Genomic DNA, 12,875 nt, shown 5'->3' on the forward strand with positions numbered 1-12,875 from the left:
CAGACGTTCGCACTGCTAGAGCAGGACTCCGCGGCGCCAGCTTCGTGCCTATGCTGCGTTAAAGGCTAGAGGGAAAGGGAAACGGACGGAGAAGGCTGCGCGTGCTCGGCTAGCCCTTTCTGGGTCCTGTACGGACATGAAAGGTGTGGCGATCATTTCAGCAATGCTCAACCCGCGGCTGCTGCACGGATAATCACGCCCATTTGCCCGTCTTTCTGCTTTCTGGGGAGCAGAAGCTGGTCACTGAAGCACCCGGGTGTACCACGATCGTTCGGAATCAATTGAAGCAGGATTTTTGCCGAGACGTCGCATCCAACAGACCTCATGGTCTCCACTCTCCAACCACAGAAACCGTAGGGTTAGATCGGAAACGTGTGTCCAGCCGGACCTCACATCCTTGACGGGAACGCCATTGGGGCGACGGACATATGTGATCATATTTTAGAATTGCATCATCACCGACAGGAACGAAGCTAGTCCGAGCGACGGTTGTGATTCCGAGAAGTACGCGACAATCTGACTTGGTGTGTTTCACACCACCTTGCTTAATTCAATTCGGCAATCTCCTCCGACAGGAATCCAAACTCGGCCAACACTTCACCGGTTTGTTCATCGAATTCCGGGGGACGCCCCCATCTTGCTCGCAGTGCGAGAGCGTGAAAGGCCGCGAGACCAGGTGGATGTCGGGCATCGCCATTCCTCGACCCGGCGGGCGCCGATCGCCTGGGCGCACCGCTCTCAGATGCGCCCGCCGGTCGTCGCGACGGTGATGTACCCATCCGAGGTCTTGAAGACGCCAGGATTGTTGCCGGCGTGCTTGGCAACTTCATTGTCCATCAGCCAACGCGTGGCCTGGAAGTCGAGCATGAAGATATGCGCCTGCAAAAGCAGGGTCTGTACCTACTGTCGCTCGCCGGAGACCCGCTCCCGCAGAGCCGTCAGGATGCCAATGGCGCAGAATGGCCCAGCCGAGAGGTGAGCGACGGGGACGCCGACCCGCATCGTCGCACGGTCCGGTTCACCAGTAATCGACATCAGCCCGCCCATGCCTTGGGGCGGTCTGATCGAAGCCCGGCCGCTTAGGGTAGGGCCTCCTGGCCGAAGCAGGAGATGCTGCCATAGACGATCTTAGGGTTGATATGGCGCAGGCTCTCGTGTTCGATCCGAGCTTGGCTTTGACGTCGGCGACGGAAGTTCTCGACTAGGACGTCGGCCTGATCGGCGAGGCGGTTGAACACCTTGAGGCCTTTGAGATCCTTGAGATTGAGCGTCATCGCCCGTTTGTTGCGGTGCAAACTCTGAAAGTCCGAGCCCTGGCGCGGGCCGTAACATCGATGCGATTGATGGGCCCTCCGAGGGCGACGGTAGGTGTAATGGTTCTCATCCTATGACAGCAACGCAATATTATTACGGGCCGCAAACTTAAGCCCCAAGGCGATAATTCCTTATAACCGATCACGCTAGACGATCATCCATATGACGCCGTCGCCATGGTCGCGCCAGCCGAGAAGCGCGATACTGTCCCAGTGCTCAAAACTTTGGTGCGGCCTAATTATGAGCCGGTTAACGACCTCTTTAAAGGTTTGTTTTCCTGGCTTGCGGGTGCTCGAGTGGAACGGGCGCGCGGGCGAGGTCGTTTAAAGCCTCCGGGAGACGATCAGCAAATCCACTTTCCGCGCAAGCCATATCTTGTCACGCCCCTTCGCGTTCCGCTATGCATCAGTCGACTGTAATCGCCACGTTTTCTGCTCTCGCGTCGCCCCCTCATTGCTCTTTCACGGGTACGGGCTTTCAGATAGCGAGACAGCTTTCGTGGCGGAATCGGGGAAGATATGAATCAGAGTTCTTTCAACCCGCGGGGCGCAGACCCGCGGTCCGCCGTCGCCCCGTTCCGCGCAAAAGTGCGGATCCTTGATCATGCCTGTATCGCCTGGTCATGACGGGACGAAATAGAAGCCTGGACGGCCTGCGTGGTGTGGCCGTCATTCTGACCTACCTCGTGCATTATTGCGGGTCGTACATGGCGACCTTTCGGGGCGGTAACCCCAACATCGTCGCCCTGAAGGATTGGCCCGAGCTTTTCGACAAGGTGTTGTACTGGCTTTTTCGGTCGCACCACGGCGTCCATATTTTCTTCATGCTAAGCGGCTTCCTTATCTCTCGCATCGTTATGCGAGAGGATTTTCAATACCTGTCCTTCGTCGGCAATCGGATGAAACGCATCTATCCTGGTTTCCTGCTTGCACTCATCACATGCATTATTGCCGGAATTTATCTTCGCATCCCGGTACCCGGCTGGCGGGACATCGCTTTGAACTTGGTTTTCCTGAATGGCTCGCCATCGTCCGGCGTCGTGGGAATTGTTTTCAACAACGTCACATGGTCGTTGTTTTATGAGATGGTATTTTATCTGTCTTTCCCGCTGATCGTGATGGGCGCGGCCTGGGCCAGAATTCCTGTGCTGTCCGCGATCGTTTTGGCGGGAGTTTCGGTCGCTTACCTTCCAAGCTTGGAGGGATACTACACCGAATTTTTCCTTTTTTTATTCGCCGGCGCCATTATCGGGCGGCTGCCGCGGGCGAGCATTGACATGCTGGCGGCGCAGTTTCCGGATCTGGTGGTGGCACTTCTTTACGGGATCATCGTTGCCCTCCTGACTATGGCCTATATTTCAACCGGGCAGTTTGTCTGGATGTTCGCAGGTCTGGGCGCGATTATCCTCTGCAAGGCGGTCTCGGGACACTGCGCGCTTGCGACTGCCCTGAGCTTCCCGCCGCTAGCGTGGCTCGGCACGATCTCGTATTCGTTCTATCTGCTGCATTCGGTCGCTATTGCGTTTCTGTTCGCGGGCTGGTGGCAGTTTTACATCCCCCGCCTGGGCATCGTGATGAATTCCGTCACGATGGGAGGTCTTGGTTTCGTCGCCGCGATTGCGATCAGCTGGGTGTCGTACCTTGTCGCCGAGCGACCGTACTTCCGAAATCACAAGTCAGTTGATCTGACTGCTGATCCGTCCACAGGCGCTCCCGCGATGTCGTCGCCGGCAGGGAGCGCAATGCCCTGATCCCGTTCCGACGCATCCATGCTTCGGCGCAAATGATTACAAGATGTCAGTCAAAACGCGGACGGAACGGACGGGGATCCCATCCGAACTCGTTCCTAGCCGGGGCCGAATCGAACACCATATCGTTCGACATCCGCGTTCCCATGGCAGAGTTGGCGTTGGGAAGCCAACGATTGAGAATGAAAAAGCCCACTCTCCAGATCACCGGCGCGATTGAAATGATGCGGCGCGGCCGCCGCATGCCGTCGAAAATGCGGCCGACCATTTCGCGGTAGGAGATCGTTTCGCCGCCAGGAATCGCGTAGATACGGTTGGCGGCGGTCGCGCTTGCCGCCGCGTCGACCGCGCCTATGGCCACATCTTCTGCATGAACGGGCTGCCGCAGACCTTTTCCGGATCCAGCCAGCGGAATGAAGCCCCACTTTTTGATCAACCCAGCGATGCGCGTGATGTTGGCGTCGTGGCCTTCGGCGTAGATGACCGTCGGACGCAGAATCGTCCATTCGATGCCGGATTGCTCGCAGATGTCGGCCAGGCGCCGTTCGCTGTCTGCATAACGACGCAAAAGTTCGCGCTCGGCTGGTATCTCCGAATCGATTTTTGTCACGATGCTAGTGGAGGTAATGACGACGATTCGCTTCAATGCCGGATTGATCAGCCGCGGGAGCGCGAGCACCAGCTGTTCGGCCAGCGCGGTACAGTACAACGTCGTGAATGGCGGAATGTCGATCGCGGCCGGATCCAGCAGGTTGCCCTCGAACCATTCGACGGACCCCGAATTCGTACGCGAAGACCGCGACAGCGCGAACGGCGTCTCGCCGCGATCGATAAGGTGCTGCAAAATATAGCCGCCTACCAGGCCGGAAGCACCAATCACCAGACTTTTCGCCATGAATAGCTCGCCTGCCATCAAGCCGAAAACGTTTGTTGGATACGGCGGGCTGCGCGGCCTATTTCGATCGTATCCAAAACGCCGTCGGCTCAGACGACGTCCACTTGTCCTTCATCAGCCTAAACTCGGGGAATGTTTCGAGCACTACGTCGGGATGATTGATCAACATGTAGTTGCCGGCCCATACCACCTCGAAGCGCGAGTTGTGCGCGAGAAATGCCTGCAGTAAATACTGTTCGTTCCAGTAGGTCTGAGTGTCGTAATACACCTTAGGATAAGGCAGCGGCAGACTCACATCGTGGACGTGGACGAGCACGCCCGGGGCCAGGCGCGGCAGAATTTCGAGGAACTCATACTGCACGTCGCTGCCTGAGCGAAGGGCGTGCGTGGAGTCGATGAACAGGATGTCGCCTGCCTCCAGCGAGGTGAAGACGTCCAGTGGCACATCCTGCACCTTCTTGGGAACGACCTCGTTGAGCCCCGCGAGACCGTCCTTGAAGACTTCCCAGGGGTAGGGATCGATGGCCGTGATGACGGGAGAGCGGCCGTATTGCTCCTTGTTCAGCCGTCCTGCTTGGCAGGCAAGGATGGTGGAATAGCCGGTACCAATCTCCACGATCCGCTTCGGTTTAATTTCCCGGATGAGCGAATAATAGACATGCGCGTCGACCGCCATGTAGCTGCCATTGAGCAGATAGAACTCTCCCTTTGCCTTGGCCTCGGTGATGGGGAACCGTTTGCGGAATTCGGCCAGGTGGCGCGGAAGGACGTCCTTGATCAGCATTAGCTGCGAGGCGCTGTTCATCTCGACACCGACCATCTTGCTGGGCGTAGTCCAGAACGTGTCGAGCTGGTCGCCGTCATCGGGAATGGGCAGATAGAAATGCTTCGGCAGCAGATGCAGGCCGTGCGGATAGAAAATGCCGTGCCCCGGATTGCCAGGCATCGCGGCCAACTTCGGCGCGATCAGTCGCGCGAGTTCGAGCGACACCGCCTCAGTGCTCATGTCCGGCTTTCCGTTGCCGCTGTTAGCGACAAGCACCTTCGCGATACGTTGCAGGGTCTCGCTGTCGCCTGATCGCACGACCGGTGACCCGGCGAGCTGCTGCGGCGTCTGGCGCTCTTCGATGAGGATGCGCTGGATGGCGGGGCCGGCAACGCGCCTGGCGAGCTTGATCATGCGACGCAGGATCGCGCCCTCGGCGCGGCGTATGAAGGCAGACATCTTGCGGGTATTGCTTGCCATCGCGCACTGCCTTTGTTGAAGACTGATTGTGTGAGAGTCGTGAAACAGGAATCCGATATGCCGAAAGACACCGGATTATTGCTCTTCAGAAATCAGGTTCCCATTGCGCCCGACCGGGCAGAAACCTCGCCAGCCCTTCCGAAGGCACGTGTTTCGATCCGGATCACTCGCGGCGGGATCCCTTGGTAGCTGTTCCCATTGCAAGGTCACAGCCCATTGTCAAAAACTTTTTTTGGCCGGCCTGGTGTTGTCAGCGGAAAAGCGCTGTTGCAATCTAGTCGGGCGTAAACGTCTGATTACATTTGCGAAAATGGCATGTCAATTTGGTTGCTGTCATGTCGTCCGGGGCGCGGCAGCATGTTGATCAGGCGGCGACTGTATGGGCGACGTCCGGCAGGCGATATGGGCCCGTCTGATCGAACACCTCGCGCATCCACAGTTCTACCACCATCAAAAGCCATGGTCCGTTCCAGGCGCGATGCCCGTCAAGAAACTGGAGTTTGATCTTCTCGACTACCGCGGGATCAAACAGCCCGCGGCGGCGCACCACGTCATCAGAGAGCGTGTCCTCGAGGATGCCCCGCAGTGGCCCCCTCATCCAGTCGCCGAACGGCAGGCTGAAGCCGCGCTTGCCCCGCCGTGAAAAGAAGTCGGCCGGCAGAAATTCGCGCGCCACGTCGATCAGCACGCGCTTCACGCCGCTTTCGTTGTAGCTCGCGCCAATCGCCAGCGGCGTGTGGCTGGGGGCGATCTTGCTATCGCGGGGCAGCGAAAACGCGATGTCCGCGATTTCTACGTCGAGAAACGGCACGCGGACTTCTAGCGAGTTTGTCATCGATGTGGCGTCGATGTCGCGCAGCAACTGGTTGCGCGTATATCCGTTCAGACACAGCGCGCCGACGCGGTCCAGCACATCGGCTTGCGGCAGCTGGTCGAATGCCAGCAGATCCGACGCCATCGCCCGGGGCGTTGCGAGGGATAGCAATTCGGCCGCCGCGGGCGGGCCGAAGCAATGATACAGGCGGCCGTAGCTTTCGAGAAACTCCGCTGTGTAGCTGTCGTCCGTATGGGCTGGAAGCGATGCCGTCGATCCGAACATCGCTCTGAGACGCGCCAAGATGCCGGTATCGGCGCGGCGGACGTGCGCGTCGAATTCCGGAATCATGCCGGCGAACCACGGATAACCCGCAAACAGTTCGTCACCGCCCGTTCCGGACAGCGCAACTTTGACGGTTTGCGCAGTGGCGTGGGACACGAAGTAACTATTCATGCCGTCCACCGAGGGCTGATCAAGCCCGGCGACGAACCGCAGCAGATGATCGCTGACCTCGCTCTCGCCGACCACGACACGCTTGTGCCTGGTCTTAAGCAACGTCGCGATTTCGGCCGCATCCTCGGTTTCGTCGTCGGCGTTGGCGCCGCTTTCGAACCCGACCGAACAGGTTTCGATCTGCGAGCCACTGTACCGCGCCATCAGCGCCACGATCAGCGACGAATCCACTCCGCCGCTCAGGAAAGCACCGACCTTGACGTCGGCGACCATTTGCAGTTCGACGGAATGCACGACGGCATCGCGCACCTGCTGCTTGATCACCGGATAGGGACTTTTGCGCAGCCCGGCGACGCGATCCGTTCCGAACGACCAATAGGGTGTAATGTGATGGCCGTCTTCATCAACGACCAACTTTTGGGCCGACGGCAAATGACGGACGCCGTCGATCAGCGTCCGCGGTTGCGACACAGAACCGAAGGTGAGCAACGTGCGCAAAGCCTCGCGATCGATGCTGCGTGCGACGTAGCCGCTTGCCAGAATGGCCTTCAGCTCCGACGCAAATACAAGACCGCGCGGCGTTTCGGCGTACATCAACGGCTTGATGCCAAACTGATCGCGCGCAAGTAGCAGCCTTTCGCGACCGGGCCCGCGGCGGCTGTCATAGATTGCGAATGAAAAGATGCCACGAAGGCGAGAGAGGAAGGCATCGCCCTCGCGTTCATACAGGGCAAGTAATACTTCGGTGTCTGAGGTTGAGCGAAATGGCCAGCCCGCCGCGACGAGCATCTGCCGCTCCTCGAGATAGTTGTAGATCTCGCCGTTGAACACGATTGCGATTGTGCCGGCGCGATTTTGCATCGGTTGATGGCCATTCGCGGATAGGTCGATGATCGAGAGACGGGTGTGGCCGAGACTCACGCGGTCTTCGAAATAGGTGCCCTCGTCGTCTGGTCCGCGATGGCCGATCGACGCGACCATTGCGTTGATCGCCACGCGATCCTGTTTTCCGAAAATTCCGACAATTCCGCACATCTATGAGACCGCATTCGTGAACCGCACCCTGCGGCAGGATCTTCCCAACATACTACGGCCGACTAGCATCGCTCGACGGTGAAGGAAACGCCGTGGAAACCGAAATCGACGAATTCGCATAGGCCGATCTGTGGATTGCGCGCCAGCCATTCGCGACAGGCGCGCTGCTCGCCGCGGTCCGGCAGATTGCGGAAACAACGCCAGTCATCGAACAGCAGCACGCTTCCGACGCTCAGGCGGTCGGTGAGGAAGTCGAGCACGGGGATTGTCGACTCGTACAAATCGCAGTCGATCCAGGCCGCGGCAACTTTCCCGAGCCCGGCGATGCGTGGTTCGCCCTTTACGAGTGACTTGTCAAACCAGCCCGCCACCGTCCTGATACGGGCGACATCACCGCCGGATGTTGCGACGTTGTTCAAGAAATCCTCCTGGCTGCACGCGAATTCGCCGGCCTGGAAGCCGCTGGTATAGCCCTGCACCGCGTCCTGTCCTAGAGGGACGGGGAGCCCTTCGAACGAATCGAGCGCGATGAAATTCATCGCGGGAAACAGTCCCTGCATGGTCCGCATGGCATAGGAAAACGTCACGCCCTTCGAGACGCCGAATTCGTAGTAGTCGCCCGCAAGTTCCGCGCCGACCAGATAGTCGGCGAGCTTGTCGATACAATTGAAGCGCTCGCGGTAATATGTGGCAAAGCGCTGTTCGAGCGCCATGGTTTGCGCGCGCAGGAGGGAGACTTCGTTGCGAAGCTGATTCATCTGTTCCTTCAGATCGTTGGGAGCCTCGGGGGCCGTCGCGGCGCTGGAACCGGAAAACCATCGCTTGAGGATCATGGAGTACTCGCTATTCTGCGTGAAGGTCTCAGGTCGCCCTGTCGGGAAGAAGCCGGCTGTCCAGATCCACGATTCCGGCGAAAACGCGCACGCCGGTGACGTCGAAGAACACCGCGTTCGTCAGGCTCGTCGTATCCGCCAGTGCCGACTCGTCGCCGGGGCCGTCGCCTTCGCCCGCTGCGATGGTCAGATAGTAGCTGCCGCCGCCAAGATCGCATCTGAACTCGAACACCGCTTCGGCGCGCTGGCCCGGCTCCAGATCGAGGCTGCGGCCGAATTCGGCAGTGGACGTGCCATAGATCTCGGTCCCTAACTGCGTCCGTATCTTGTACCCGAGACTAGCGTTCGTCATGTGGCCGGTGGCGCTGCCCCGAATGGTGATGCGATAGGTCTCTCCGGAATTCAGCGAGCGCACCGGCCGGCCCTGCGTGTCCAAGAACTGCACGTTTTCGACGACAAAGCCTTTCAACTGAACCGGCTTATCCAGCGCTTGCGCGAGGGGCGACGCGGCAGCCGTCGGCGCGGTGAAAGCCGCCGCTGCCTCCATCTCCTTGTGAAGCAGATCTTCATAAGCCTGACCGACGACGCGCGGCTCGCCGACCATCGCGACGCTGCCGTTCTCGATCAGGATCGCGCGATCGCACAGTTCGTAGATCTGCGCGAGGCTGTGAGTCACCAGCAGCACCGTTGCGCCGCTGCGTGCGATCCGTCGCATCCGCGCGTAGCTCTTGACGTTGAAGACCATGTCGCCGGTGGCCAGCGCTTCGTCGACGATCAGGATGTCGGGATCAATGCTAGCCGCCACGGAAAACGCCAGACGGGCGATCATGCCGCTCGAATAGGTTTTGCAGGGTTGGTCGATGAAATCACGCAGGCCGGAGAAGTCGATGATGTCCTGGGTCTTGGCCTTGATCTCGTCATGGGTTAGCCCTTGCACGAGGCCGCCGATCAGGATGTTCTCGCGGCCGGAGAGGTCCAGGTTGAAGCCAGTCCCCAGCGCCATGATGGCGGACACCTTGCCGTTGACCTCAATGGACCCCGAATTGGCATCGAGCGTTCCGGCAATTATGCGCAGCAGCGTCGTCTTTCCCGCGCCGTTGCGTCCGATCACGCCGATCACTTCGCCGCGCTTCACGTCGAGCGACACATCCCGGAGCGACCAGAACTCCCGGTGGCGGTTTTTTCGCGTAAGGAGCTCCCACAAAATATCAACCGGCCGCGAATAGATCTTATAGACCTTGGATAGGTTGCGGATGGAGATTGCGATTTCGCTCACAGGTAACTTCCAAAAAAGTGTTGCGTCGAATAGAATACCCGCGCGCCAACAAGGAATATTGCGAGAGACAGCAGTGCAGAGATCACCCAGGCCCACGGGTGGATGAAGGCGCCGTAGAACAGCGCATCCTGAAACACGAGAATGATCGACGTGAACGGGTTCAGCATGATCAGCAAGCGCAGCTTCGAGGGAATGGCATCGATCGTGTAGATGATCGGGGACACGTAAATCCCGACAAAGGTGAAGATCTGCACGAAGTCTTTCAGGTCGCGCACGAATACGCCGACGGCGGAGAGCAGCAGCGCCACGCCGACGCAGATGATGGCCAGTTCGGAGATCAGGAGCGGAAGCATGATATAGGTCCAGGGTAGCGGGCCGACGAACACTAGCGTGTAGCCTGCGAGAAGGATCAGCCCGACCAGCAGGATGACGAATGCCGGAGGAATTGATTTGATCGGCAGCACGTCCAGTGGAAACGCGACCTGCTTGACCAGATGCGCCTGTGACGTGATCAGGGTCGCTCCGCGCCCCATCACGTCCTGCAGCACTAGCCAGGGCAAAAGGCCAGCCAGCAGATAGGTTGTGAAGCCGACATTAGGGGGAATGTTGGTGCCGCTGATCTTGAGCTTGAGCACCTCGCCGAACAGGAACAGGAACACAAGCACCGTCAGCGCCGGATGGAAAAGCGCCCAGGCCGCGCCAAAGAACTGTCCGGCGTAGCGGTCCAGCAATTCCCGTTTGGACAGCTCAAGCGCCAGCCGGCGATGCCGTGACATACTCCGCGCCAGGGTGACGCCCGGCAACCACCAGGATGAAAAAGCAAGCCGTTGAAATGTCAAAAAGAGCTCCCAATCCGCGCGCGATGCGTGGCCGTTCATTTATCCGATTCAGAGATTCCGACGGCACTGGTTGCGCTGGCGTTCTCCAGCCGGTCGAGAATTCTCTTCTGCTCGTGCTGCTGGTTCATCACCATTGCAGTAACCGCCAGCAACTCCAGGGTCGAAGTTTCGATCTTGGACGAAAGGTCTTGCACGGCGCGGTCCAGCTTGCGCTCCAGCTGCAGGATCAACGCGTCGGATTGCTTGCGGCGCGTCAGCGAATCGACGATGCGACGCGACCAACGCAACGGCGTTGCAAAATATTTTCTGGCGATGTCTTTGGCCCGCACAGCTATTCTCCGATTATCCAACCGCACGCGCGGTGACGAGAACGGTGTGTCCGCCCACACCGTGAACGTAGCGCGTTCCGCTGCTCTGCAAAACCTTGGTGAACCAGTCCACTCCACCATCTGGGAGGTTGGCGACGCGGGCGGCCGCCTGCCCGAATTGCGCCGGCCAGCCGTTCGCCTTCCAGACCACGGGAAGATAGCCGCCAAACAGGTAGTTGGGTAGTGGTTCATGTTCGATCGCCGTCGGCGACAGGCCGACGCGCGGCAAGGCCGCCCGGAACACGCGATCGCTCCATTTCGTGACGTGATGAGGCGGCTGCTCGGTGAGCGCGTCGGGATACGCCGCGACTAATCCTGTCGCGTTGGGCGTCGAAATGATCGCGATCCCGTTTTCGGTCAGCATGAACCGGATCGCCTGCAGCAGGCGGAGCGGGTTCTTGATGTGCTCGAGGACCTGGTGGCAAACCACCACGTCGGCCTTCGGAAGGTCAGCGATGGAAAAATCCTCGTTGACCCAGTCGAGGATTTCCACCCGATGCCCCCGCGACCGTGCGGCGGCGGCGGCGGCGGCGTTGATTTCGATGCCCATCGCGCCGACCGATGGCATTGCCTTGCGCAGGTGATCAAGAAAAAAGCCGGAGCCGCAACCAACGTCGATGACGCTGCCAGCGGACCGCATCTGAATCAGCTCGATCGAACGCTCAAACTCCCATTTGCTGCCAGTGTAGTAATCGACCCGGCCGATGGCCGCGTAGAAGTCAGCGTTGCCGACCACGATGGGACGAAATTGCCCAAATCCGCATGACGGGCACTCGAAAAGCCGGATCGGGCCGATCTTCTTTGTATTGTATTCGTTGATGGTCTCGGGGCTGAAGACGACGCCGTGGTCCGACCAGCGCTTGATCAGGACGCCGATATCGACGACCTGATCAGTCGGGTCCATTTCCACACGCCCACACATCCCGCACAGAACCTTTTCGGCGCTGGTGTTAGGGGGCGGCCCAACTTCCAGCGAAGCGACTGTCAGGCCGGCGGCCGGGCGTTGCATCGCTGCGAGTTCCGTGTAATAGGCGATGACCTTGGATCGGATGCGGGTCCGATCGGCGAGCTTTTCGACCAGCGTCACATTTCGCTCCGCGGCCGCATCGACGAGGGCATCGTCCTGCATGGCCCGCACGATGGCCTCGGTAATCTCTTCAGGATAGAGATTGCGGGCGAACAGCACGTTCTCCTCGTTCTTGACGACAGGCGTGATGGTGTCGAGCGGCGAGACGATGGGGAAAGCTCCCAGCGCCATGGCTTCCATCATGGAGTTCGGGATGCCGTCGGTGAGGGACGGCGCAAGCATCACCCGCGCGTTCGGCAGCATCGACAGCACCTCCTCGCGATCGAGGCGGCCGTGGATATTGCACGACGCTTTGATGTGGTCCGGCATGCTCTTGTCGAACCAGGTTTTGACGTCGCTCTGGACCAGCCAGAGCATCTCGATTTTCACCGGGGCAATGCGATCCCATGCCAGGCGAAGCGCCTCGAACACCGGCAGCGCCTTTGAAGAGATCGTCTCGTAGGTCTTGGGCCAGAGAATGGTCCGGGGTCGCTGCGAGGGCAGCAGCGACCACGTCGCACGCATTGCCGCAACGTCGAGTCCGCCCGGGCCGGAGACGATGCCCAATCCGGGGCTGTCGATCTTATGCGGCTCCAATCCGAGCTTGATCGCATCCTGATAATTGATCGAGTTGTCGGCGATCAGGTGATCGCAGTGCGCGAACACGCTTTCGATGCGCCGCCGGTGATCCGGATCGTGCTGATGAAGCGCAAGATCGGGACCGCCGCGCACCTGAACGACCCATCGGCCGATCTCAACGATGTCCGGCTGCGCCGCCCGCGCCATATCCATCAGATAGGAAGCCGAGTCCAGACCGAGGGTGTGCACGACATCAGGCTGCCATGCACGGATCGTCTCAGCCAAAAGCCTTTCAAGAGGCCAGGGGGGGGCCGGAGCCGGAGGCGCGATTGTCAGCTTGCGAAAGACCGAGTCGGTGGCGCCGGGCGTGTTGATCGTGACATAGGTCCGGACGCGCCAGCTGTCCG

The 12,875-nt window shown here is 59.6% G+C and carries 9 protein-coding genes and 1 pseudogene; 1 reads left to right on the plus strand and 9 read right to left on the minus strand.

Annotated features, from left to right (window positions below; translation table 11 throughout):
• Positions 1 to 545: 545 nt before the first annotated feature.
• A pseudogene (locus tag BLR13_RS30325) lies at positions 546 to 1,325 on the minus strand (CoA transferase); the annotation flags it as partial.
• Positions 1,326 to 1,936: 611 nt separating this feature from the next.
• On the opposite strand from BLR13_RS30325, the gene BLR13_RS30330 reads away from it, so the two are divergent.
• Entirely contained in the window at positions 1,937 to 3,064 is a 1,128-nt protein-coding gene (locus BLR13_RS30330; RefSeq protein ID WP_074816135.1) for an acyltransferase family protein, read from the plus strand.
• A 46-nt stretch (positions 3,065 to 3,110) separates the two neighbouring features.
• Here the strand turns inward: BLR13_RS30330 and BLR13_RS30335 are convergent, their stop codons facing one another.
• The 8 genes from BLR13_RS30335 to BLR13_RS30370 form a co-directional block, all read right to left on the minus strand.
• Positions 3,111 to 3,956 (minus strand): NAD-dependent epimerase/dehydratase family protein, encoded by an 846-nt coding sequence (locus BLR13_RS30335; protein ID WP_244524968.1) that lies wholly within the window; start codon positions 3,954 to 3,956, stop codon positions 3,111 to 3,113.
• A gap of 58 nt (positions 3,957 to 4,014) precedes the next feature.
• Complete coding sequence (locus BLR13_RS30340) at positions 4,015 to 5,202, minus strand: class I SAM-dependent methyltransferase (RefSeq protein ID WP_074816126.1); 1,188 nt, start codon at positions 5,200 to 5,202, stop codon at positions 4,015 to 4,017.
• 364 nt (positions 5,203 to 5,566) lie between these two features.
• Positions 5,567 to 7,507: an asparagine synthase (glutamine-hydrolyzing) gene (asnB, locus tag BLR13_RS30345; protein ID WP_074816118.1), complete on the minus strand. Its 1,941-nt coding sequence runs from the start codon at positions 7,505 to 7,507 to the stop codon at positions 5,567 to 5,569.
• 62 nt (positions 7,508 to 7,569) lie between these two features.
• Entirely contained in the window at positions 7,570 to 8,340 is a 771-nt protein-coding gene (locus tag BLR13_RS30350; RefSeq protein WP_074816116.1) for a TylF/MycF/NovP-related O-methyltransferase, read from the minus strand.
• 28 nt (positions 8,341 to 8,368) lie between these two features.
• Positions 8,369 to 9,712, minus strand: coding sequence for an ABC transporter ATP-binding protein (locus BLR13_RS30355; protein WP_083387529.1), 1,344 nt, complete (start codon positions 9,710 to 9,712; stop codon positions 8,369 to 8,371).
• Complete coding sequence (locus tag BLR13_RS30360) at positions 9,613 to 10,392, minus strand: ABC transporter permease (protein ID WP_074830937.1); 780 nt, start codon at positions 10,390 to 10,392, stop codon at positions 9,613 to 9,615. The genes BLR13_RS30355 and BLR13_RS30360 overlap by 100 nt, the downstream gene beginning before the upstream one ends.
• Before the next feature lie 98 nt (positions 10,393 to 10,490).
• On the minus strand, positions 10,491 to 10,784 hold the full coding sequence (locus tag BLR13_RS30365) for a hypothetical protein (protein WP_074816110.1): 294 nt from the start codon (positions 10,782 to 10,784) through the stop codon (positions 10,491 to 10,493).
• A gap of 13 nt (positions 10,785 to 10,797) precedes the next feature.
• Complete coding sequence (locus BLR13_RS30370; protein WP_172805576.1) at positions 10,798 to 12,753, minus strand: methyltransferase domain-containing protein; 1,956 nt, start codon at positions 12,751 to 12,753, stop codon at positions 10,798 to 10,800.
• Between the last annotated feature and the right edge of the window lie 122 nt (positions 12,754 to 12,875).

Origin of the sequence: Bradyrhizobium ottawaense, from assembly GCF_900099825.1 — a bacterium.
Classification (GTDB): domain Bacteria; phylum Pseudomonadota; class Alphaproteobacteria; order Rhizobiales; family Xanthobacteraceae; genus Bradyrhizobium; species Bradyrhizobium ottawaense_A.